This is a genomic window from Kitasatospora sp. NPDC089797, assembly GCF_040684795.1.
GTDB lineage: Bacteria > Actinomycetota > Actinomycetes > Streptomycetales > Streptomycetaceae > Kitasatospora.
In genome coordinates this window covers 322,641-345,121 of the sequence record NZ_JBFBGS010000001.1, presented here as the reverse complement: position 1 = coordinate 345,121, position 22,481 = coordinate 322,641, and the positions used below count along the sequence as shown (strand labels likewise).

General features: G+C 73.8%; 20 protein-coding genes and 1 pseudogene. 9 read left to right on the top strand and 12 right to left on the bottom strand.

What is annotated here, in order from left to right; translation table 11 throughout:
• Positions 1–29: 29 nt before the first annotated feature.
• Positions 30–1,178: an NAD(P)/FAD-dependent oxidoreductase gene (locus AB0O91_RS01420; RefSeq protein ID WP_363427010.1), complete on the bottom strand. Its 1,149-nt coding sequence runs from the start codon at positions 1,176–1,178 to the stop codon at positions 30–32.
• Between the two features lie 124 nt (positions 1,179–1,302).
• On the opposite strand from AB0O91_RS01420, the gene AB0O91_RS01415 reads away from it, so the two are divergent.
• Positions 1,303–1,875 carry a TetR/AcrR family transcriptional regulator C-terminal domain-containing protein gene (locus AB0O91_RS01415; RefSeq protein WP_363427008.1) on the top strand — a complete coding sequence of 191 codons (573 nt, stop codon included), beginning with the start codon at positions 1,303–1,305 and terminating at the stop codon, positions 1,873–1,875.
• Between the two features lie 27 nt (positions 1,876–1,902).
• On the opposite strand, the gene AB0O91_RS01410 is transcribed toward AB0O91_RS01415, so the two are convergent.
• Both AB0O91_RS01410 and AB0O91_RS01405 read right to left on the bottom strand, forming a co-directional pair.
• Complete coding sequence (locus AB0O91_RS01410) at positions 1,903–2,268, bottom strand: STAS domain-containing protein (protein WP_363427006.1); 366 nt, start codon at positions 2,266–2,268, stop codon at positions 1,903–1,905.
• Positions 2,269–2,278: 10 nt separating this feature from the next.
• Positions 2,279–2,578: a hypothetical protein gene (locus tag AB0O91_RS01405; protein ID WP_363427004.1), complete on the bottom strand. Its 300-nt coding sequence runs from the start codon at positions 2,576–2,578 to the stop codon at positions 2,279–2,281.
• 170 nt (positions 2,579–2,748) lie between these two features.
• Here AB0O91_RS01405 and AB0O91_RS01400 point away from each other — a divergent pair, with 170 nt between their 5' ends.
• Positions 2,749–3,129: a helix-turn-helix domain-containing protein gene (locus AB0O91_RS01400; RefSeq protein WP_363427002.1), complete on the top strand. Its 381-nt coding sequence runs from the start codon at positions 2,749–2,751 to the stop codon at positions 3,127–3,129.
• Positions 3,130–3,142: 13 nt separating this feature from the next.
• On the opposite strand, the gene AB0O91_RS01395 is transcribed toward AB0O91_RS01400, so the two are convergent.
• A complete protein-coding gene (locus AB0O91_RS01395; RefSeq protein ID WP_363427000.1) occupies positions 3,143–3,676 on the bottom strand; it encodes a GNAT family N-acetyltransferase in 534 nt (177 codons plus the stop codon).
• A 136-nt stretch (positions 3,677–3,812) separates the two neighbouring features.
• On the bottom strand, positions 3,813–4,847 hold the full coding sequence (locus AB0O91_RS01390; protein ID WP_363426998.1) for a helix-turn-helix transcriptional regulator: 1,035 nt from the start codon (positions 4,845–4,847) through the stop codon (positions 3,813–3,815).
• Positions 4,848–5,092: 245 nt separating this feature from the next.
• Here AB0O91_RS01390 and AB0O91_RS01385 point away from each other — a divergent pair, with 245 nt between their 5' ends.
• Together AB0O91_RS01385 and AB0O91_RS01380 are read left to right on the top strand one after the other, a co-directional pair.
• Positions 5,093–5,866 carry a hypothetical protein gene (locus AB0O91_RS01385; RefSeq protein WP_363426997.1) on the top strand — a complete coding sequence of 258 codons (774 nt, stop codon included), beginning with the start codon at positions 5,093–5,095 and terminating at the stop codon, positions 5,864–5,866.
• A gap of 211 nt (positions 5,867–6,077) precedes the next feature.
• Positions 6,078–7,130: a YihY/virulence factor BrkB family protein gene (locus AB0O91_RS01380; protein ID WP_363426995.1), complete on the top strand. Its 1,053-nt coding sequence runs from the start codon at positions 6,078–6,080 to the stop codon at positions 7,128–7,130.
• Between the two features lie 46 nt (positions 7,131–7,176).
• On the opposite strand, the gene AB0O91_RS01375 is transcribed toward AB0O91_RS01380, so the two are convergent.
• The 4 genes and pseudogenes from AB0O91_RS01375 to AB0O91_RS01360 form a co-directional block, all read right to left on the bottom strand.
• On the bottom strand, positions 7,177–8,436 hold the full coding sequence (locus tag AB0O91_RS01375) for a PP2C family protein-serine/threonine phosphatase (protein ID WP_363426994.1): 1,260 nt from the start codon (positions 8,434–8,436) through the stop codon (positions 7,177–7,179).
• A gap of 176 nt (positions 8,437–8,612) precedes the next feature.
• On the bottom strand, positions 8,613–9,077 hold the full coding sequence (locus tag AB0O91_RS01370; RefSeq protein ID WP_363426992.1) for an ATP-binding protein: 465 nt from the start codon (positions 9,075–9,077) through the stop codon (positions 8,613–8,615).
• Between the two features lie 10 nt (positions 9,078–9,087).
• Positions 9,088–9,519 carry an STAS domain-containing protein gene (locus AB0O91_RS01365; RefSeq protein ID WP_363426990.1) on the bottom strand — a complete coding sequence of 144 codons (432 nt, stop codon included), beginning with the start codon at positions 9,517–9,519 and terminating at the stop codon, positions 9,088–9,090.
• A gap of 211 nt (positions 9,520–9,730) precedes the next feature.
• A pseudogene (locus AB0O91_RS01360) lies at positions 9,731–9,829 on the bottom strand (IS982 family transposase); the annotation flags it as partial.
• Positions 9,830–9,990: 161 nt separating this feature from the next.
• Between AB0O91_RS01360 and AB0O91_RS01355 the strand changes: the two are divergent.
• The 3 genes from AB0O91_RS01355 to AB0O91_RS01345 all read left to right on the top strand — a co-directional run bounded on the left by AB0O91_RS01355 (position 9,991) and on the right by AB0O91_RS01345 (position 11,043).
• Complete coding sequence (locus tag AB0O91_RS01355; protein ID WP_363426988.1) at positions 9,991–10,308, top strand: hypothetical protein; 318 nt, start codon at positions 9,991–9,993, stop codon at positions 10,306–10,308.
• Positions 10,309–10,646: 338 nt separating this feature from the next.
• Positions 10,647–10,850, top strand: a complete 204-nt coding sequence (locus tag AB0O91_RS01350) for a CsbD family protein (protein WP_363426986.1) — start codon at positions 10,647–10,649, stop codon at positions 10,848–10,850.
• Positions 10,851–10,878: 28 nt separating this feature from the next.
• On the top strand, positions 10,879–11,043 hold the full coding sequence (locus tag AB0O91_RS01345; protein ID WP_363426984.1) for a hypothetical protein: 165 nt from the start codon (positions 10,879–10,881) through the stop codon (positions 11,041–11,043).
• A 94-nt stretch (positions 11,044–11,137) separates the two neighbouring features.
• Here the strand turns inward: AB0O91_RS01345 and AB0O91_RS01340 are convergent, their stop codons facing one another.
• The gene (locus tag AB0O91_RS01340; protein ID WP_363426983.1) at positions 11,138–11,899 is read right to left on the bottom strand and encodes an MgtC/SapB family protein; all 762 of its coding nucleotides are present in this window, start codon (positions 11,897–11,899) and stop codon (positions 11,138–11,140) included.
• Positions 11,900–12,354: 455 nt separating this feature from the next.
• Between AB0O91_RS01340 and AB0O91_RS01335 the strand changes: the two genes are divergently transcribed.
• Positions 12,355–13,440 carry a YihY/virulence factor BrkB family protein gene (locus AB0O91_RS01335; protein WP_363426982.1) on the top strand — a complete coding sequence of 362 codons (1,086 nt, stop codon included), beginning with the start codon at positions 12,355–12,357 and terminating at the stop codon, positions 13,438–13,440.
• Positions 13,441–13,511: 71 nt separating this feature from the next.
• Positions 13,512–15,542 (top strand): APC family permease, encoded by a 2,031-nt coding sequence (locus AB0O91_RS01330; protein WP_363426981.1) that lies wholly within the window; start codon positions 13,512–13,514, stop codon positions 15,540–15,542.
• Between the two features lie 46 nt (positions 15,543–15,588).
• Here AB0O91_RS01330 and AB0O91_RS01325 read toward each other — a convergent pair whose 3' ends face one another.
• Together AB0O91_RS01325 and AB0O91_RS01320 are read right to left on the bottom strand one after the other, a co-directional pair.
• Complete coding sequence (locus AB0O91_RS01325) at positions 15,589–17,964, bottom strand: SpoIIE family protein phosphatase (protein ID WP_363427084.1); 2,376 nt, start codon at positions 17,962–17,964, stop codon at positions 15,589–15,591.
• 175 nt (positions 17,965–18,139) lie between these two features.
• Positions 18,140–22,162, bottom strand: a complete 4,023-nt coding sequence (locus AB0O91_RS01320; protein ID WP_363426979.1) for a HAMP domain-containing protein — start codon at positions 22,160–22,162, stop codon at positions 18,140–18,142.
• Positions 22,163–22,481 lie beyond the last annotated feature (319 nt).

Below are 22,481 nucleotides of genomic sequence, written 5' to 3'. Positions count from 1 at the left end.
AGTTCGCCGCCGTGTCCGCCCCGGCGCCTTCAGGCCTGGCCGTTCGCCCCGACCGACGGGGCGAACGTGGGCAGTTGTTCGAGACTCCCCGCGACCGCCGCGAAGCCGTACTCGAGCAACTCCCGCTCGTACCGCTCGACGGCCGGCAGCAGCTCCGCCTCCCCGCGCCCGACCGCGGTGAGCGCGCGGCAGAGCAGGGCCGCGTCCCGGAACGCGGTGTTGGCGCCCATGCCGCCGCTGGGCGGCATGACATGGACGGCGTCGCCGAGCAGGGTGACCCTGCGGGTGCCCCAGTGCGGCACCGGCTTCGCGTAACGGACCGTCAGCGCGGAGCTGTTGACCACGTCCGAGCGGCGCACCAGCTCCACCAGGTCGGGGTGCCAGCCGGCGATGCCGGCCAGCAGCAGGTCCCGGATCTCCGGCCAGGTGGCGGGCAGCGGCTTGATGTACTCGGGCAGGAACGCCGCCCAGCGCAGGTAGCTGCCGGTTTCCGGGAGTTCGACATCGGGGGCCAGTTCGGCGGCGGCGAGGTGCGGCGGGCGGCGGAACTCCATCCTGCCGAGCAGCATCCGCACCTCGGGGCCCTGGACCAGGGTGCCGAAGCCCGGGACCAGGCCGGCGAACCGGTCGGTCAGCGGCGTGCGGCCGAGCAGGCCGTTGCCGTCCAGGGTGACCACCTCGGCCTCGGGCAGGAGTTGCCGCCGCACGGGCGAGTTGCCACCGTCCGCGCCCACCAGCAGATCGCCGGTGGCGCTGCTCCCGTCCGCGAACTCGGCCCGCACGGACCCGTCGCCCGGTTCGGTGTAGCGGACCAGCCGCTTGCCGAACTCGATCCGATCGGCGATCCCGGCCAGCAGCAGGTGCCGCAGGACGTGCCGGTCGGTGGCCAGGCCCCCGTACAGCGGACCGAGTCGGCGGATCTCGCGCAGCTGCTCGTCGACCACCCGCCGCTCGCCCGAGAGCTCTCCGGTGCTGGCCTCCAGCAGCGGGTGCAGCCGCTGCGGCAGGCACTCCCGCAGAGCGGCCAGCCCCGGGCCGCCGATGCCGATCCGGAACCCCTGGTACCGGGCCTGCGCACTCGCCTCGCGCTCGTAGACCCGCACGTCGATCCCGGCCTGCCGCAGCCCCTGCGCCAGGCACAGCCCGCCGACTCCCGCGCCGATCACCAGGACACGCATGTCGATCCCCCCGTAACCACTTGACTTGAACACCGTTCACTTGGTCACTGTTCAACTTACTTGGTCGGCGTTCAAGTGACAAGATGCCTCCGCTGGCAGGAACGGGTGACGAGAGGGGACACCGATGCCGCTTCGGCAGGCCGACGTACTGCAGGGCGCGCTGGAACTGCTCGACGAGGCAGGCCTCGACGAGCTGACCACCCGCCGCCTGGCGCAGCGGCTCGGCGTCCGCGCCGGCGCCCTGTACTGGCACTACCCGAGCAAGGCCGCGCTGCTGGACGCGCTGGCCGACCGGATCATCGGCGAGATGCTCACCCCGCCGTCCACCGGTCGCCCGGACGCCGCCCCCGCCACCGAGCCGGACTGGGCCGACCGGCTCCGGGAGCTGGCCGGCCGGGCCCGCGCGGCCATGCTCGCGCACCGCGACGGCGCCCGGCTCGTGGTCTCCTTCACCGCCCCGCCGCCCAACGCCGTCGCCTACTTCGGCTCCCTGATCGACGCCCTGCGCTCGGCCGGCGCCGACGCCCCGGCCGCCCACCTCGGCGCGGACGTGGTCACCAGCTTCGTCAACGGCTACACCCTCGAGGAGCAGGCCCGCCAGGCCGCCGTGATCTCCCCGGAGCAGCGCGACGCGACCTTCCTCCTGGAACTGGACATCGTGATCGCGGGCATCCGGGCCCGGCTGCTGCGCGACTGACCGGAGCCCGCCGCAGGCCCGCTCGACTCAGACCGGGGGCGTGGACGGCCGGTGGGTGCGCAGCGCCTCGCCGACCGTGGCGCGGACGGTGAACAGCGCGGCGGTCCCGGTGAGTTCCAGCACCCGCAGCGTCCGCGCCGGCGGCGCGACCAGGACCAGCGTGACGCCCTGCTCCGACGCTCGCCGCCGGGCGACCAGCAGCAGGTCGAGGCCGGTGGAGGTGAAGAGGTCCACGCCGGCCAGATCGACGGCGAGCACCGCCGGGCGCTGCTCGAACGCGGCCTCCAGGGCCTCGGTGGCGACCGGTTCGCTGTCGAGGATCAGGTCGCCGGTGAACGAGCACACCAGGGCGTTCCCGACCCGGACGGTCTCCGACTTCAGGCAGGACGGCACGGCCCTCTCCTCAGACCGGAGGAGGGGTGCCGGGCGCCGAGGCCACGTCCTCGACGGCGGTGGGGTGGTCGGGCCAGGCGGAGGCGATCCGCTCCAGGCTCCGCCACAGGTCCAGGGCCTGCTCGCGCAGCCGCGCGCTCGTCCGGCTGCCCGCCTCGACCGCGGTGAGGTACGCGTCTATGCCGGTGACCGCGTGGTGCACCTGCCGGCGCAGCGGCTCCACCCGGCCGGGATTGTCGCCCCGCTCGCAGGGCGCGCCGATCCGATCGGTCAGCTCGGAGGTGAGCCGCTCCAGTCCCTGCCTGCTCATCGGGTCCACGCGCACCATCTCCGGTCGAAGGGGCCGCCGCACGGATCCGCCGCGGAGGCGGTGCGGATCCCGCTCCTCCACTGTTCGCCCGTCTCCCCCACATGTCAACCAATGCACGAATTCGCGGTCGTGTTTCGGCAGCCGTGAACCGCACGTCCTATCGTGGAGCCATGGACAACGGCGCGGTCACCGAGCGGCACTGGACCTTCCTGACCAATCACGCCCGGGTCCTGGTCCAGATCGCCCGCGACCCCGGCATCCGCGTGCGCGACATCGCCACCCGCTGTCTGCTCACCGAACGCGCCGTCCAGCGCATCATCACCGACCTCGAGGACGCCGGGTACCTCAGCCACGAACGCCGCGGCCGCGCCAACCACTACAGCGTCACCGCGAGCAAGCAGCTGCGTCACCCCGCGGACGCCGGTCCGACCGTCGCCGAACTCCTCTCGACCCTCCTGCGCCAACCGTCGGCGGCGCCCCACGAAGCGCCGCACGAAGCGCCGGGCGCGCCCTCGCCGGCCTCCGCCGTCGACGGCCTCGGCGGCGCCTGAGGTCCGGGCGGGGTCAGCGACCGCGCGACCCCAGCGTCAGCCGCAGCCGGACGTAGTCACGGTCCAGCGGTCCCGGCCGCCGCGTTCCGTCCGGCCGCCACCCGTTCCGGGCGTAGAAGCGGTGCGCACGGGTATTGGAGGCCCAGCACTCCAGCACCCCCTCGACGCAGCCGGCGGCCTCGGCCAGCACGACGAACTCCCGGTGCAGGGCCCCGCCCACCCCGCGCCCCCAGGCGTGCGCCAGGACCCCGATCTGGTACAGCTCGTAGCACGTCGAGACGTCCAGGTCCCCGTGGTGCGGTGGCCCGGCGGCGAGCAGCCCGACCACCGTCCCGTCCGGGTCCTCCGCGACCACCGTGGCGCGCTCCGGCGCGGCCAGCACCCGCGCCCAGGCGGCGCGCCGCTCCCGCCGACCGCTCGGGTCGGCGAGTTCCTCCTCGGGCAGGCCGCCCGCGGTGTAGTACGCCGTCCTGGTCCGGGTGTGCACGTCGGCGAGGACGTCGGCGTCCTCGGCGGTCGCCCCGCGCAACCGGAAGCCCTGATCCATGCCCCTCCGGACGCCTGCACCGGCCCGACCGGTTCCGCGCAGGTCTGCCTCCCCCCGGGTGTGTCCCCGGGCGACCCGAGGCCGGACGCCGCTGCGTTCGGGGCCCGCGCCGGAGTGCCGAACACCCGTGAACGGGTCAGGAGTTCGACGGACTCTGCTGCCCGGCCGGAGCCGAGGGGTCGTCCGGGGTGTCCGCGGTGGGTTCGGCGCCGGTCCAACCCTGGTTGGCGTCGACGGTGGTGAGGGGCGCGACGGAGGTCGGGCCGGCGGTGCCGAAGGCGGCGCAGACCGGGTCGGCCGTGTCGACGGTGACGAGGGGGTCGCGCAGGCTGGTGTCGAGCTTGGTGAAGAGCAGCAGGGCGCCGCCGGCCGCCTGGGCCGGGGCACCCGGCTGGACGGTCACCGGGTGCTGCCAGCGCCAGGGGCCCCAGACCAGGGTGACCGCGGTCTCGGCCGGGCCGGCGTCGGGGCGGGCCAGCAGCGCGTAGACCTGGCCCTGGTAGGCGTGGTCGAACTGGTAGACCCAGTGCGTCCGGGCGTCGCAGCCGGAGCCGGCGGCCGGCCACGGTCGGGGCACGGGGGGCGGGACGACCACCACCGTCGGCAGCGCCCGGGACGGCGTGGACTGCGGTCCGGCCGTGGACGGCGGCGCGGCGCGCGGGAGTCGGAGCCCGGTCAGCAGTCCGGCGGCCAGGCCGACGAGCAGCGCCACGACGGCGACGGCCAGCCGCGAGGTCCACCAGCGCGGGGGCGACGCAGCGGGGGCGACAGGCGGCAACAGGCCGACTCGGAGCGCAGGTTCGGGGAACCCGTCGTCCGCGCCGGGCGCGGGAGCGACCACCGGTCGTGCGTCGGCTGCGCCGGGCGGCCCCGCCGGGCCACCACCCGGAGCGGCGGGCTCCTCCAGCGCGTCGCGGGCCTGCTCCCAACGCTCGCGCCACGGCCCGGTGTCGCGCTCCCCGCAGGCCGCGAGGAAGGCCTCGACCGTCGCCCAGGTCGGCAGGTCGACTCCGCCGGCGGCCTCCGAGAGGACGGTGGTGGAGCGGTGCACCCGTCGGCTCATCGCGGCGAAGGTCGGGGTGCCGGCCCGCTCGCGCAGGGTGCGCAGCCGCAGGGCGAACTCCGCGGCCGGCCCCGCGGCCGGGTCCAGGCTCCGTTGTCTTCGGCCCACCGGCGTCCTCCCCCGTGCTGCGGCTTCGCGCCGATTGATTGTCCGGACGAGATTGTCCGTTCGGGTGCGAGCGGTGACCAGGGGGCGATCGTTTTCCGTAGTTGTTTGTCCGAGTCCCGATGGTGTTGGCCGCGACCGCCCGGCCCGCCACTGTGGTGGGCGCATCGGGAGTGCCGAGCCCACCCGGTGCACCACCGGTCCCGTCCGTCCCAGGGCGGCCGCCGCCCACCCCTCCGGGAGACCGCATGAAACCCCTCGCCCACCTGCTCGGGCGCGTCGTCGCCGTCCTCACCGTCCTCGCGGGCGGGCTGGTGGTGTTCGCCGCCCCCGCCTCGGCCGCCACCATCTGCGGCAACTCGCCCGTCCCGCCCGGCCAGGTGATCGTTTCCGAGCACAGCAGCAACAGCTGCGGCGGCTACCTGGAACTGACCGTCCAACCGCCGTACGACGGCGTCAACATCTGCGCGGACTCCCCGATCCCCGACGGCTACGTGATCATCTCGGAGTCGAGCGGCGCCGGCTGCGGCGGGCACCTCAACGCCGTCCTCCGCGTCGCCTACCCGGGCGTCGGCATCTGCCTGGACTCGCCCGTCCCCACCGGCTGGGTGATCACCGCCGAGAACCAGACCAACAGCTGCGGCGGCCACCTGGGCGGCACCATCACCAACCAGGTCTACAACGGCATCGGCGTGTGCACCGACTCCACCGTCCCGGCGGGCTGGGTGATCACCGCCGAGAACCAGACCAACAGCTGCGGCGGCCACATGTACGAGGTCCTCAACGCGCCGTACCCGGGCATCAACGTCTGCAGCGACTCGCCGATCCCGCCCGGCTACGTGATCACCGCGGCCCAGCAGACCAACGGCTGCGGCGGACACCTGGCGGAGGTCATCACCGACAACCTGTACAACGGGATCAACGTCTGCGCCAACTCGACCGTCCCGCCCGGGTGGTGGGTCTCCTCGACGTACGTCACCAACGGCTGCGGCGGCTACCGGGCCGAGGTCCTGCAGCACTGACGCGCCACCGCCCCCGTCGGCTCCCGGCCCCGGTCGCCCGCACCCCGCAGGGCGTCCGGGGCCGGGTCGTGCCGCGGCCCGACGCCGGGGGCGGCCGGACGGCACGGCGCCGTTCGGGCTCCTGGCGTACGAACCGGGCCGGTGGGCAGACGCCTCCGTGCGGGCCCGGTCCGTGGCGGGCCCGCACGCCCGACACACGGAGGAGGACGGCATGAACCCGGTCGAACGCGCCCTTCGCTCGGTGGACGGCTTCCAGCAGCGCCACCGCCCGACCGCCGTGGTCCTCGGCGTGATCAAGAAGTACGGCGACGACCGCGGCGGACTGCTCGCCGCGCTCATCAGCTACTACGGCTTCCTCGCCCTGATCCCGCTGCTGCTCCTGCTGAGCACCGTCCTGGGGTTCGTGCTGCACGGCAACCCGGGTGCGCAGAAGTCCGTGCTCAACTCCGCCCTCGCCGACTTCCCGATCATCGGCGACCAGCTCCGCCAGAACGTCCATTCCCTCCAGGGCAGCGGATTCGCGCTGGCCGTCGCGATGCTGTTCCTGCTGTACGGCGCGCTCGGCATCACCCAGGTGCTCCAGCACGCGATGGCCGAGATCTGGAACGTCCCCGGCGTGCGCCGCCCCGGCTACTGGCCCCGCCTGGGCCGCAGCCTGCTGCTGCTGGTGGTGCTCGCCTCCGGCCTGCTGCTCGGCACCGCGGCCGCCTCGGTCGTCGCCTCCTCGCTCGGCGGCCCTGCCGCCCGGATCGGCGGCCTCCTCGTCTCGGCGCTCCTGAACACCGCCCTGTGCCTGGCCTGCTTCCGCGTACTCACGCCCCGCGAGATCCCCACCCGTACGATCTGGCCGGGCTGTGCGATCGCGGGCCCGCTGTTCACCGTCCTCCAGGCCTTCGGCTCGCTGCTCGTCGTGCACGAGCTGCGCCACGCCGGCCAGGTCTACGGCTTCTTCGCCACCGTCATCGGCCTGCTGTCCTGGCTCTACCTGGCCGCGCAGGTCACCGTCTACGCCGCCGAGACCGATGTCGTGCTGGCCCGCCGTCTCTGGCCCCGCAGTCTCCTCCAACCGCCGCTCACCGACGCCGACGAGAAGGTGCTGAGCGCGATCGCGCGGCAGCAGGAGCGCCGTCCCGAGCAGCAGGTCGACGTCGCCTTCACCGACCCCGACCCTGGCCCCGACCCCGGCCCCAGCACCGACCCCGGCCCCGACTCACCGCGGGATCCTCCGGGCGCCGGGACGACGGGCCGAGTCCCCCAGGAATGACGGCCGTTGCCGGGGCGGGCGCGAGGATCCGGTGTAGCCCCCCGCCTCAACTGCGCCGGCCGTGCGGGTGCCACTCGGCGAGGAGGATCGTCGCGTCGTCGCGGAGCCGGTGGTCCTGGTGGGCGAGCAGCGAGTGGATCAGGTGGCGCAGGGCCTCGGGCGCGGGCTCGCCGCCCGCCATGTGCTGGACGAGGGCGTCGGTCAGGCGCTCCTCGCCGAAGGTGTCCCCGATCGTCGAGCGGGCGTCGGTGACGCCGTCGGTGTAGATCAGGACCCGGTCGCCGGGCTGGAGCCTGAGGTGGTGGACGGGCTGCGGACCCTGGTCGTGGAAGCCGAGCCCGAGCGGCAGTTCGGCACGGCGCCGCAGGGCGTCGGCGACGACGTGCCGGCCGCGGATGAGCAGGGGCGTGGGGTGGCCGCAGTTGACCCAGGCGAGGTCACCGGTGGCCGTGTCCAGGTCGGCCACGACGGCCGTGAGCAGCCGGTCGGGGATCCAGCGGCCCAGCGTGCGGTCGATCGCCCGGGCGATGTCCGCCAGGTCGCCGCCGTCCCGACGGGTGCTGCGGCAGGCCGCGAGCGCGACCGAGCTGGCTCCTCCGGAGGCGAGGTCGTGCCCCATGGCGTCGAACACGGACACGTGCAGGTGGCCGCCGGCCACCGAGTGGTCGAAGGCGTCCCCGCCGACGTCGTAGGCGGGTTCGAGGACCGCGCTGGAGGTGACGTCGCGGGTGCCGATCGTGCGGGGCGGCAGGAAGGCCCACAGGAGTTCGGCCTGCAGGCTCATCGGCCGGTCGCGCGTCGTACGGACGATCATGTCGCTGAACGCGGCCTTGGAGACCACCACCAGGGCGACGAGGGCTGCCAGGGACTCCCAGCAGTCGGTCGCCTCCGGCTGCGGCGGCCGGGCCGCCACCCGCAGGACGCCGATCCGCTCGGCCCCGTCGACCAACGGGTACCAGTGGACCGGGGGCGGCCCGGCGGAGAGCTGGGTGCGCTCCAGCCGGTAGGCCCGGCCCGCGAGCGTGGTCTCGATGTCCTCGCCGTCCTCGGCGTCCTCGCCGTCCGCCGCGCCGACGCGTTGCCCGGGGCCGTCGGAAGGGTCGTCGAGGGGGTCGTCGAGCGGGCCGGACAGCGGCACGAGGTGCTGCTGCTGGACGTCGGCGAGGTAGATCCGGGCTCCGGCCGCGCCCAGCGCGCGGGCCGCGTCGTCCACGAGACCGGGCAGGTCCCTGGGCCCGATCGTGCGCGAGCGGGCCAGCAGCCGGGCCAGCACCCCGCCGAGCACCGGGTCGTCGGTCGTGGCCATCGAGGGCCTCCTTTCGAGGCGGCGCCCCCGCCGCACCTGGCCTCTGCGCAGGTCGGCGGCCTCGCGGCCGTCCACGGTGGTCGCCTCCGGATCCGATTCCCCGGGCCCCTTCACCGGCTACCCGACGGCGGTCACGGCAAACAGCGGCGGGGCCCGCACGGAGCCGGGCACCGGGGTCAGCGCCGCCGGGCGTGGTGGTCGACCGGGGATCCCACCTCCAACCAGACCCGCTTGCCCTGCCCCTCGGGGACGCACCCCCAGGCCCGGGCGAGGCGGTCGACCACGCGCAGGCCGTGACCGCCCGGCTGCGCGGGGTCCCCGTACCGGCGCAGCCGCGGCGGCACCGGGCTTCCGTCCACGACCTCCACCCGCAGCCGGAGGCCGTCCCAGCGGAGCCGCAGTTCGCTCGGACCCCCGGCGGCGTGCAGACAGGCGTTGGTGACCAGTTCCGACACCATCAGCAGGACGTCCTCCACGACGGCCCGCTGTTCGTCGTCGACGGCAGGGAGCCAGTTCCAGGACAGCAGGGCCTGCCGGCTGAACTCGTGGCTGCGCCGGACCGCGCCCTCGCTGCCGCCGAGCGCGAGCCTCCTGCTCTGCTCCGACCGGCTGCGCACCGGGCCCGTCCCTGACGTCGACATCCGGGCCTCCTCACGCCGGGCCCGAGGCCGGGGTTCCCGGCGTCGGGCCCCGGAACGCCAGCGCCGCAGCGAGGTCGGAGTGGATCAGGAACACGCCGTCGGTCCCCGTGACCGCGAACAGCCTCGCCACGAGGGCGCCGGGGCCGGCGAGTTCCAGCCTCAGCCCGGCCGACTCGGCGCCGAGGCGGGCCCGCAGGAGGATGTTGAGGCCCGTCGAATCGCAGAACCGCAGGTCCGCGAGGTCGACCACGAGACGCTGGACGCCGTCGTCGAAGGGGGCCCCGAGAGCGGTGCGCAGTCCGTCCGCCGTGTCATGGTCCAGTTCGCCCGACAGCGCGACGATCCGCACCGGCCCCACGCGGTCCACCGCGACCCGCAGACCGCCGGGCCCGTCCCCGTGCTCGTGCTCCCCCTCGGCGGACCCCTCGGCTGGCCGTGGCATGGCGTGCTCCCGGTGCGGTCGGGACGGCGGCGTGCCGTCCCGGCCATCATCGCGCGCGGCACCACCGGTCGCGCGGACGGCCAGGACCCGGGTCCCCACGCCGGGTACGGCCGGGCCAAGCGCGCGCTGATCGTCCATGACCGGCGTCTGCCCCTCCCGGACGTGGCCACACGCGCGGACGCTGCCGAGTTGCGGCCGGACGAGTGGTTCCCACGCCTTCGACGGTGCGCCCTCCGTGGTGTTCGAGGCCGAGTCGGCCGTTGCGGGTGTCGTTGACGGACTCGATCAGCCGGCGGACGGACGTCAGGCTGCTCCGTGACGGAAACTCGCCTGTACCGCGCCCCTCATCATTGACGGCCATCACACCTTCCCCCCAGGATTCCCTCGCTTTGCGCAACCGGCGGGGAGTGCTCCGCCTGCCGGGAGCGCAGGCCCGTCGCGCCACACCCACCCCCGGAAGGGCCCTCCTCGATGCGCCGTACCTCGGCACTGCTCCTGACCTCGCTCCTCGCCGCCACCGCCGCGCTGGCCGCACCGGCCGCCGCCCAGGCCAAGGCCGCCGACACCACCCCGACCACGGGCCGGTGCACGGCCTACGCCTCGGGCCCGTTCGGCGTCGGCGTCTGTTCCGGCCTCGAACCGCGGCGGGCCTGGTCCGTGGCGGCCCAGTGCCAGTCCGGCGTCACCGTCTACAGCAAGCTGATGCTCGGCGACGGCACGGCCACCGCCAACTGCGCCAGCGGCCGCATCTACAACACCTGGGTCTCGATCGGCCCGATCCTGCCGTAGGCCACCGGGCGCTCCCGGCCCCGGCCCGGCCACTCGTGCGCCGGAGCCGGGGCCGGTGACCGATCGGGTCCGCCTTCGGCACCCTCCGCCCCTGCTGGAGACTCGATCCTGCCCTCCCGGGCCCCGCCGGCAGTCGACGACCTCCTCCTGACGAGCGGCTGATCACGACCTCGCACGAGCCCCGGGCCGGCCAAGGACGCGACCGGACAGCGGTGAGCGCCCCGACCCCGCACCGCGGAACGGCCACCCACAGTGCAGGAGGAATGAAAAGGTCGATACCGGGCAAACGATGACGAACGAGCGGTGCCGCCGCACCGCCGCGACCACTGGAGGAACCGATGGGTGACCTTTCGAACAAGGCGCAGGAGCTGGCCGGCAAGGCGAAGGAGAAGGCCGGCGACCTGACCGGAGACCAGCAGCTCAAGGGTGAGGGCCAGGCCGACCAGGCCGAGTCGAAGGTCAAGCAGGCCGCGGAGGACGTCAAGGACGCCGCACGGGGCGCCGCCGACCGGGTGAAGGGCGCCCTCAAGCGCAACGACTGACGGAACCCCCGCTCAAGGAGGACAACACATGGCACTCTTCCTGTTCATCCTGCTGATCGCGGTGGTGTTCGGCTTCGTCGGCGCGCTGGTGAAGGGCCTGCTGTGGCTGCTCGTCATCGGCGCCGTCCTCTTCATCGCCGCCCTCGTGTTCGGCGGTGTGCGCCTGGGGCGCAGCCGCGGCGCCCGCAGGTAGGACTCCACGCATGTCATCCGTGCAGCGGGCCGCCTGAGGCGGCCCGCCGCACGACGATCCGGCCCGGACCACTCGCCTGCCCGTCCCGTGAGCGTCATTCGTCCGGACGGCCGACCGAGCAGGCGAGGACTCCGGGCACACGGGAGAGCCGCTCGGCGAGGGCCCCGAGGTCGGAGCGGCCTTCGACCGTGACGGAGACCGTCGCGATCCCTCCTTCGTCGCCCGTCCCCTCCCCTGCTTCCTCCGGCGGCGGTCCCGGCAGGTCCGCCCGGCCGCCGGCGGCGGCGACGGTGGCCAGCTCGGTCACCGAGAAGCCCTGCTCGGTGATCCGGGCGATCAGCTCGCGCAGCAGGCCGCTGCCCTGGAGGTAGGTGATGCGGCAGGTGGCCGGGCGGGCACGCAGCTGCGGCAGCCGGTGGGTCAGCGGCCGCAGCCCGGAAACAACGAGGAAGTAGGCACCCGTCGTGACCACGGCCAGCAGCGGCAGGCCGGCCGCGGCCGCCGAGCCGATGGCGGCGGTGAGCCAGACGGTGGCCGCCGTGGTGAGGCCGCGGACCGAACCGCGCTGGACGAAGATCACCCCGGCCCCGATGAAGCCGAGCCCGGAGACGATCTGGGCCGCCATCCGGGACGGGTCGAGCACGATCTGCCCGCTGCGCAGGACGTCGCCGAACCCGTACTTGCTGACCAGGGTGAACAGTGCGGCCCCGAGGCCGACCACGGTGTAGGTGCGCAGGCCGGCGGCCTTCTGCCGGATCTCCCGCTCCAGCCCGATCGCGCTCGACAGCACCAGCGCGATCGCGAACTCGGCGATCTGGGTCCAGCCCTGGCCCGAGAGTTCGTCGATGCCCGCCACTCGTGGCTCCTTCGTTCCGTCGGCAGCCTCCCGCTCGCGGGTGCTGCGGCCCCGTGCCGCCGATCGGGAGCGAACGGCCTGTCGTCGGCCGGGGGTCCGGTGCACCGCCATGCCCACCCTGCCGTGTCGCGGCGCACCGCGCCGCCCGGAGAGGCCGCGCCTCACCCTCGGTGCCGCCCGGCCCCGCCGCCGATGCGGCCACCGATCCGCCGATCGGCCGGGCTCCGGTCCGGGCCCCCGGCGGGGGAACCGGCGGCTCAGCCGGGCGCGACTGCCAACGCCTCGGGGCCCACGTGGACCGTCCGGTGGGTCGACGCCTGCTCCGTCGACGCGCCCCGTCCCCACTGCCCCGGGTTGTCGGGAATGCCGTGACCGGGACGGGGCAGACGGATGCCGTGACCGGACAGGAACCGGGCCGCCCTCGGCCGGCCCGTCGATCCGAGGAGGCACGGCTCTTGGGACTGCTTCGCAGACTCGACGACTACCAGCGCGGGCACCCCCGGGTCGGTCTCGTACCGGCGATCGTCTACAAGTTCGTCGACGACCAGGGCGCCTACCTGGCCGCGCTGATCACCTACTACGGATTCCTCTCCGTCTTCCCCGCGCTGCTGCTCCTGGTCACCGTCCTGGGGTTCGCGCTGCACGGCGACCCCCGGCTCCAACAACAGATCCTGCACTCCGCGCTGGGCCAGTTCCCGGTGATCGGCGATCAGATCGCAGGCAACATCCGCTCCCTCCAGGGCAACGGCACCGCGCTCGGGATCGGTGTGGCGGGCAGCCTCTACGGCGCGTCCGGTGTGGCGCAGGCCGTGCAGAACGCCTTCGACACGGTGTGGGGCATTCCCCGGCACCGCCGTCGTACCGCGGTCGCCGCCAGGGCACGGGGGATTCCGCTGCTGGGGCTGATGGTGGGCGCCGCCGGCGCCTCGGGCGTCCTGACGACCGTCGGTGCCACGGTGGACGTGGGCTCCGCACCGCTGAACTCCCTCCTCCGGGCCGCTGCCGGACCACTGGCGATCGTCGTCAACGGCGCCGCCCTGCTCCTCGCCTTCAAGCTGCTGATCGGTTACGACCTGCGCGTGCGCCTGCTGTGGCCCGAGGCGCTCGGGGCCGCCTTCGTCTGGCAGCTCCTGCTGTCCGCCGGCACCTACTACGTGGGCCACGTGCTGAAGGGGGCCACCGCGACGTACGGCCTGTTCGGCATCGTGCTCGGGCTGATGGCCTGGCTCTACCTCGCGGCGCTCGTCCTCGTCGCCTGCGCGGAGAGCGCGGCCGTACGCCACCTCCGGCTCTGGCCCCGCGGCCTGGCCACCCCCTTCGTCGCCGACCCCGACCTGACGGTCGCGGACCGGCGCGCCTACACCTCCTACGCGACGGCGGCCGCCTTCACCGCCGGGGAGGACGTCAGCGTCGAGTTCCGCGCTCCGACCGGCAGCGCTCCGACCGGCGACGGTCCGGCCGCACCGGGCCGGCACCGGGCTCCCGGACCACCCGCCGTCGACTCCACTGTGAGGCGCGTCGGACGGAGGAGGACCCGATGACGGACACGCACCGGACACACCGGACACACCGGACACAACCGCGGCACCGGGAGCTTGCGGAGGACGTGGAGGTGCCGGAACGCATCGGATACCGCGTCAAGCGGCTCCTGTTGGGCCCGCCCCTGGTCACCGCGCGGCTCCGGGAGGAGAAGCTCTCCAAACCCGTGGCCCTCGGCGTGCTCGCGCCGGACTGCATCAGCTCCAGCGCGTACGGCACGGAGCAGATGCTGACCCAGCTGGTCCCGGTGGTGGGCGTGGCGGGATTCGCCCTGGTCATGCCGGTGACGGGCGTCATCCTCGGGTTGCTGCTCCTGCTCACGCTGTCGTACCGCGACGTGGTGACGACCTACACCCGGGCCGGCGGCTCGTACGTGGTGGCGCGGGAGAACTTCGGCCCCCGCACCGCCCAGGTGGCCGCGGTCGCCCTGCTGATCGACTACATCGTCACGGTGGCCGTGCAGGCGGCCGCCGGCACGGACGCGGTCTCCTCCATGCTGCAACTGCTGTTCCACCTGGACATCCACGCGGACAAGCTGTGGATCACCGTGGGGGTCCTGCTGCTGCTCTGCTACGGGAACCTGCGGGGGATCCGGGAGGCGGGCAGGGCCTTCTCCGTTCCGACCTACCTCTTCGTCCTCACCGCCGGGTTGACGGTCCTGGTGGGTATCGCACGGCTCGTCGCCGGCAACCTGCCGCAGCTGAGCGACGCCGACCTGCACGCGGACGGGACGGTCCCCGTGGGCACGCCGGGAAGTGGTCTGCTGATGGGCGCCTCGTTGTTCGTCCTGCTCCGGGCCTTCGCCAACGGGGGCTCCTCGCTCACCGGTCTGGAGGCGATCTCCAACGGCGTCGGCGCCTTCCGCGAGCCCCGGGGCAGCAACGCACGCCGGACACTGGTGATCATGAGTGTGATCCTGGGCGGGCTCGTCCTGGGCGTGTCGGCCCTCGCCTGGCACACCCACGCCGTCCCGTACGTCTCCGGGAGCCCGACCGTCCTGGCCCAGGAGGCCCACCTGGTGTTCGGCCGGAGCGTCTTCGGGCAGGCGATGTTCGCCGCCGTCCAGGTCGCCACCGCCCTCGTCCTCTACACCGGGGCGAACACCTCCTTCAACGGGTTCCCGTTCCTGGCCAGTTTCGTCGCCGACGACTCCTTCCTCCCCCGGCGGCTGACCCGGCGGGGCCACCGACTCGCCTTCTCCAACGGCATCCTGGTGCTCACGGCCGTCTCGCTCGCGCTGCTGCTCGCCACCGGCGGCCGACTGACCGAACTCGTCTCCCTGTACGCGATCGGTGTCTTCACCGGATTCGTCATGGCGACCGCCGGTCTGGCCAGGCACCACTGGCGACGCCGAGCGGAGCACCGCCTCCTGAAGGTCGCGGTGAACGCGGCCGCGGCGGCCGCCTCCGCCGCCGTGGTGGTCGTCTTCGCCGTCACGAAGTTCACCGAAGGCGCCTGGGTCGTCGTGATCCTCTTCCCCCTCGGGGTGTGGGGCCTGATCCGCACCAACGAGCGCTACCGCACGGAGCAGGCCGCGCTGGACGCCGCACCCGCCACGGCGACGACCGAGACCCGCTCGCGCCACGTCGTGGTGCTCCTGGTCGACCGGCTCGACCTCGCGGCCCTCACGGCCCTCGGCCACGCCCACGCCCTGCGGCCGACCCGACTGCGCGCCGTGCACGTCGCCCTGGACACCGCCCGTGCCGAGGAACTCCGGCTCGCCTGGGAGTCCAACCGGGCCGCGGACGTGCCGCTGGAGCTGGTGGACTGCCCGGACCGCCGGCTGCACCACGCCATCGCCCGGCTCGTCGCCCGCGTCACCGCCGACGGACACACCCGGGTCACGCTGCTCATCGCCCGTCGCTCCTACGGCCCGCTGACGGGACGGCTGTTGCACGCCCGCAGCGGGGACTCCCTCGCCCACGCCGTGAACCGGCTGCCGCACGCCGCTGCCACGATCGTGCCCTTCGACGCCTCCGCCGCCATCGCGGCGTACCGGCGGAGGAACGACGGGCACCCGGCGACGGGGGCGGCGGCCCCTACCCCCGTGGCCCGTTCACGCGATCGTGACGGAGGAGCGGCACGGCCGTCCGGCCGGAGCTGACGGCCACGCGTCGGTCCCCCCTCCCGGCGGCGCGGTCGGCCGACGGCTACTGGACCCGGATGCCGACCAGGCAGGTGTCGTCGTCGGTGTCGGCGTCACTGAAGCGCAACAGGTGGTCCAGATGGGCTTCGAGTCCGCGCGCGCCGGGTTCCCCCACCGCGCGCTCGGAGAGGGCGAGGAGGCTGTCGAGGCAGGCCTGGAGGGGCTTGTCGCGGCGTTCGATGAGGCCGTCGGTGTACAGCACGAGGGTGTCGCCGCTTCGCAGGTGCGCCTCGCCCTCCTCGTAGTCGGCCTGGTCGAGGGCGCCCAGAAGGATCCCGCCGAGCTGGGGGAGCGTCTCGGCGCGGCCGCCGCGCAGCAGGACCGGGGGCAGGTGGCCGGCCCGGGCCCAGCGCAGCCGCCCGCTGCCGGGGTGGTAGAGGGCGCAGACGGCGGTGGCGGTGACGTTGTCGGTGAGGTGGTGCGTCACGCTGTTCAGCCAGTTGAGGAGTTGCGCGGGGCCCGCGCCGGTGGCGGCCAGGCCCCGCAGGGCGTTGCGCAGCGCGACCATGCCGGTGGCGGCCTCGATGCCGTGCCCGGCGACGTCGCCGACGCAGAGCAGCACCTCGCCGGTCGGCAGGGTGAGGGCGTCGTACCAGTCGCCCCCGACCAGGTGGTCCTTCTCGGCCGGGCGGTAGCGCACCGCGACCTGGAGGTCGTGCAGGTCGATCGGCCCGCGGGCGGGCGGCATGATGGCGTGCTGGAGCTGGAGGGCCAGCCGGGCGCGCTCGGCGGCCTGCTGTTCGCTCTGGGCGAGTTGGTCACGGCTGGCGGCGAGTGCGACCTCGGTCCAGTGCTGGGCGGAGACGTCCTGGTAGGCGCCGCGCACCACGGTCGGCTGGGTGTCGGAGACGGCGACGGGTTCGGCGACGACACGGATGTGGCGGGCGACACCGTCGGGGCGTTGCAGGCGGAACGCGCTGGAGGCCGGGCGCCGGTGGTGGAGCAGGGTGCGCAGGAAGCGTTCGATGGTCTGGCGGTCGTCGGGGTGGGCGTGGTCGGCGAGCCGGCCCAGCGCGATCGGGGGTGCGGTCGGCGGGATGCCGTGCAGGTCGAACAGGGTCTCGTTCCAGTGGATCTGACCTGTCGTCAGGTTCTCCTCGAAGCCGCCGATCCGGCCGAGGCGTTGGGCGTGCTGGAGCAGGCGGGCCACCCGGGCGGTGCCGTCGTCGAGCCGCCAGACGACGGCCAGGCGCCGGCCGTGGCGGCTGATCGCCACCTGCGCGGTGGTGCTGAGCGGAACACCGTCCAGGTGGGCGGAGAGCCGCATGTTCCTGGCCCGGAACGGCTCGCCGGTGGCGAAGGTGTGCTCCACCGCTTCGAAGAGGCCTCCGGCCTCCGCGGCGAGCGGGTAGGCCTCCAGCAGCCGGGAGCCCACGATGGCGTTGCCGGGCCGACCGGCGAAGTCGACGAAGGCCGGGTTGACGTGTTCGATGAGGAACTGGACGGGCCCCTCCTCGCTGCCGGGTGCCAGGCACAGGGTCAGGCACGGGTCGAGCAGGCCGTCGGTGAGCTGGCGCAGTTCCTCGAAAGCCGCGTCGGCCGGGCCGAAGGGTCCTTCGGTGTCGTGGTCCCAGGTCTCCAGGGTGGCGGCGGCCAGCTCGGCCAGGGCCTCGAACTGCCGCTGCAGGGACTGGGTCCGCTCGGGCAGCGGGCCGGGCCAGCAGATCTCGAGCACTCCGACCAGTCGTCCCCCGCTGCCGGCGGGAACGGCCAGCCGGCCCCCGGGGGCCTCCAGGCTGCCGATCGAGGGCAGACCGGCGCCGCTGATCGTCGCGTGTCCGACGGCCTCGCGCCGGTCGAGCGCCTGCCGCGCCGGGGTGGGCACGCCGGGCGGTACGTAGCGCCAGCGGAGGACCTCGGCCTCGCTGAAGCCGCCCGCGCCCGCGAGGGACAGGGACTGGTCCGGGTGGGCCGCCCAGATGGCGACGGCGGTGGCGCCCAGGGGGTGCAGGGCGTGTCCGAGCATCGACTGGGCCACGGCATGGGCGTCGGCGCGGGACAGCGTGTCCGCCTGGGTGCTGCGCAGTCGCAGGGCGGCCGACCTGGCCGGCCGGGCGGGCTGACCGGAGGCGGCGACGAAGTCGCCCGCGAGGGCGGATATCCGGTCGCTGCTCGCCTGGTTGACGAGGTCGGCGGCGAGTTCGAGCACGGACGTGCCCGCCCGGTCGGCCAGACCGTCCAGTTGGGACGCGGCCTCGGTGGGGCCGCAGCCAAGCCGTTCGATCAGCACACCGACGGCCATCTCGATCAGTGCCCGCCCCGCGCTGTCGGCCTGTGCCCGCTGGAGCTCGTGCCGCAGGCCCTCGACGGTCGAGGCGAGTCGGCCGATCGCGGCCGCCTCCCCGTCGGCCGTGACTCCGGGCGTGGTGTCGGCCGTGATGGCGGGCGTGGTGCCGGCCGTGATGGCGGGCGTGGTGCCCCGAGGCGTTCCCCGCTGGGCTCCCACCCGGGGCGTGCCGGGGTCGGTCGACGGTACCGCGGTGGTGCTCACGGGGCTCTGTTCGCGGGGGTGGTGCACGGCTTCGGCTCCTCGGGTCCTGCGGGTCGGCGCACGGTCAGGAGGTGAGCTGGGTCGTGATCCTGCTGATCAGTTCGTTCGCGTCGACCGGCTTGGTGATGTAGTCGCTCGCGCCGGCGGCCAGGCTCTTCTCCCGGTCGCCGATCATGGCCTTGGCGGTGACGGCGATGATCGGCAGGCGCGCGTGCTCGGGCCTGGAGCGGATGGCCGCGGTGGCGGTGTAGCCGTCCATCTCCGGCATCATCACGTCCATCAGGATGACGTCGAGGTCCGGGTTCTGGGCCAGGACGTCGAGGGCCGTACGGCCGTTCTCGGCCTGCAGGACGCGCATGCCGTGCAGTTCCAGGATGCCCGTGATCGCGAAGAGGTTGCGGTCGTCGTCGTCGACGACGAGCGCGGTGCGCCCGGTGAGGGTGCCGTCCGTGTCGGGCGCGTGCCAGGCGGGTTGGAGTCCCGGGGCGCGCAGCGGCATGACGTCGCCGGGGCGGTCGGCGCTCATGTGCAGCGCGATGCGCTCGCGCAGTTCGTCGAGGCTGGAGATGAACTCGGCCCGCCGGGCCCCGGCTCCGAGGGCGGCCGCCTCCTCCTCGGCGGCGAGGCCGCGGCTGGTGTGCGCCAGGACCGGCACTCCGGTCAGGGCGGGATCGCGGTCCATCTCGGACACCAGGTCGGCGGCCGCGCCGTCCGGGAGGTCGAGTTCCAGGACCACGCAGTGGCAGGGGCCGGCGGCCAGGGTCGCGGCCGCCTCCTGCGGGCCGACCGCGGCGACGACGTCCACCTCCCGGCCGGTCTCGGCCTCGGCGTAGCGGGCGAGGTCGGCCACCGCGCTCTCGGCGACGAGGGAGAGCAGGCCGTTGGGGCGGCTCTCGACGACGAGCAGGCGGCGGCGCTGGGCGGGGACACCGGCCCCCGCACCGGGCCGGCCGGCGGCCGGTGCCTGCCGGGGGTCGGCGGTGCCGGGCGTCTGCGCGGCCTCGACGGCCTGCGGGAGGGCGGCTCCGGCGTCGTTCCGGTGCACGGGCAGGTAGAGGGTGAAGGTGCTGCCCTGGCCCAGGGCGCTGCGGGCGGTGATCGCTCCGCCCAGCAGGTGGGCGATCTCGCGGCTGATGGACAGGCCCAGGCCGGTGCCCCCGTAGCGGCGGCTGGTGGTCCCGTCCGCTTGCTGGAACGCGCCGAACACGGTCTCCAGGTGCTGGGGCGCGATGCCGATGCCGGTGTCGGTGACCCGCAGCGCCAGGACCGGCGCGCCGTGGCGGAGCGCGTCCGGGACCTCCCCCGGGGCGGCGCGCTCGATGCTCAGTTCGACCCGACCCTTCTCGGTGAACTTCACGGCGTTGGACAGCAGGTTGCGCAGCACCTGGCGCAGCCGGGTGTCGTCGGTGACCAGTTCGCCGGGCACGCCCTCGCCCGTGCTGACGGTGAAGGCGAGGCTCTTCTGGGTGGTCATGGGCCGGAAGGTGGCCTCGACGTACTCCAGGAGCGCGCCCAGCGGGACCGTCTCGTCGGTGAGGTCCATCTTGCCGGCCTCGATCTTGGACAGGTCGAGGATGTCGTTGATGAGCTGGAGCAGGTCGGAGCCGGCGGAGTGGATGATGCCGGCGTACTCGACCTGCTTGGCGTTGAGGTTGCGGGTGGGGTTCTGGGCGAGCAGTTGGGCGAGGATCAGCAGGCTGTTGAGCGGGGTGCGCAGTTCGTGGCTCATGTTGGCCAGGAACTCCGACTTGTACTTCGAGGCGAGGGACAACTGGTGGGCACGCTCCTCCAGTTCCTGGCGGGCCTGCTCGATCTCCAGGTTCTTGGTCTCGATGTCGCGGTTCTGGGCCGCGAGGAGTTCCGCCTTGTCCTCGAGTTCGGCGTTGGACTCCTGGAGTTCCTCCTGCCGGGCCTGCAACTCCGCCGAGCGGGCCTGGAGTTCGGCGGTCAGGCGCTGGGACTCGCCGAGCAGTTCGTCGGTGCGGGCGTTGGCGACGATGGTGTTGAGGTTGACGCCGATGGTCTCCATCAGCTGCTCGAGGAAGTCCCGGTGGACCGGCGTGAACGGCCGCACCGAGGCCAGCTCGATGACGCCGAGGACGGTGTCCTCCGCGACGATGGGCAGCACCACCAGCGACAGGTCCTCCGTCCGGCCGAGGCCGGAGGAGACGGCGAGGTAGCCGGCCGGCAGGCCGTCGACCGCGATGGTCCTCCGGCTGCGGGCGGCCTGCCCGACGAAGGACTCGCCGAGGCGGAAGCGGGTGGGCCGCCCGCCGTCCGGGGCGGCGAAGGAGGCGACGAGCCGGAGCACGGCCTGCGGTCCGCCGTCCTCCTCGGTGAGGTAGAAGGCGCCGCACTGGGAGCCGACCAACGGGGTCAGCTCGTCCATGATCGATTCGGCGACGGCCGCGAGGTCGCGGCTGCCCTGCATGAGCGCGGAGAAGCGGGCCAGGTTGGTCTTGAGCCAGTCCTGTTCCTCACCCGCGCGGGTGGTCTCGCGCAGGGACTCCACCATGAAGTTGATGTTGTCCTTGAGGTCGGCGACCTCGCCGGAGGCGTCGACGGTGATGGAGCGGGTGAGATCGCCGGCCGCGACGGCGCTGGTGACCTCGGCGATCGCGCGCACCTGCCGGGTCAGATTGCCGGCCAGTTCGTTGACGTTCTCGGTGAGCCGCTTCCAGGTGCCGGAGACCCCCTCGACCTCGGCCTGGCCGCCCAGCCGCCCCTCGCTGCCGACCTCCCGGGCCACCCGGGTGACCTCGGCGGCGAAGGCGGACAGCTGGTCGACCATCGTGTTGATGGTCGTCTTGAGCTCCAGGATCTCCCCGCGTGCGTCGACGTCGATCTTGCGGGTGAGGTCGCCGTTGGCCACCGCGGTCGTGACCTGGGCGATGTTGCGCACCTGGCTGGTCAGGTTGTGCGCCATGAAGTTGACGTTCTCGGTGAGGTCCTTCCACGTCCCCGCGACGTTGGGCACCCGGGCCTGTCCGCCGAGCGTGCCCTCCGTCCCGACCTCGCGGGCCACCCTGGTGACCTCGTCGGCGAACGCGGAGAGCGTGTCGACCATGGTGTTGATCACCCCGGCGAGCGCCGCGACCTCGCCCTCGGCCTCCACGGTGATCTTCTGCGAGAGGTCGCCCTTGGCCACGGCCGTGGCGACCTGCGCGATCGAGCGGACCTGGCCGGTCAGGTTGGACGCCATGACGTTGACGTTGTCGGTCAGGTCCTTCCAGGTGCCGGACACGCCGCGCACCGTCGCCTGGCCCCCGAGATTGCCCTCGGTGCCGACCTCGCGGGCCACCCTGGTGACCTCGTCGGCGAAGGCGCCCAGCTGGTCGACCATCGTGTTGATGGTCTCCTTCAACTCCTGGATCTCCCCGCGCGCGTCGACCCGGATCTTCTGGGTGAGGTCGCCCTGCGCGACGGCGGTCGTCACCGACGCGATGGCCCGCACCTGGGCGGTGAGGTTGTCCGCCATCACGTTGACGGACTCGGTGAGGTCCCGCCACGTCCCGGAGACGTCCCGCACGTCCGCCTGACCGCCCAGCCGCCCTTCGGTGCCGACCTCCCGGGCCACCCGGGTCACCTCACCGGCGAACGACGACAGTTGGTCGACCATCGTGTTGACGGTGTTCTTCAGCTCCAGGATCTCCCCGCGCGCGTCCACGGTGATCTTCTGCGACAGGTCACCCCGGGCCACCGCCGTGGCGACCTGGGCGATGTTGCGGACCTGGCCGGTCAGGTTGCCCGCCATGAAGTTCACCGAGTCGGTGAGGTCCCGCCACGTCCCGGAGACGTCCCGCACGTCCGCCTGACCGCCCAGCCGCCCTTCGGTGCCGACCTCCCGGGCCACCCGGGTCACCTCCGACGTGAAGTGCGACAGCTGGTCGACCATGCCGTTGAACACCTCGGCGATCTCACCCAGCAGGCCGTCCGCGGCCGCAGGCAGCCGGGTGCCGAAGTCACCGTCGCGCACCGCCGTCAGACCGGCCAGCAGGAGGCGCAGATCCTTCTCCCCGACCTGCCCGACGCCCGGTCCGGCGGAGCTCGGCCGCCCCGAAGCGGTGGACTGTGTCGATCCGGCCATTGAACGTCGCCTCCAGACCACGCCGACCCACGGGACCGGCGTCCGAGTGCGCGCGCCCCGCCGGAGACGGAGCACAGGCATGTACCGCCCTGGAGGCTACCTCAGCCCTTTCACCCCCGGGAAAAGGCCGAACGCTCGAAGCGACCGCGACGGACCGCCACTTCGCCCTCGCACCCGAGCCGACCGGGGCCGCGCGGACGGCCTCCCGGGTCGCCTCCCGGATGGCCGCCCGGACAGCCGCTGCCTGGTGCCGGCCGCCCGGCACGGGCACCGGCCCGTGTGACCGCTCCCCCGCATCAACCGCCTCTCTCCGGGCACA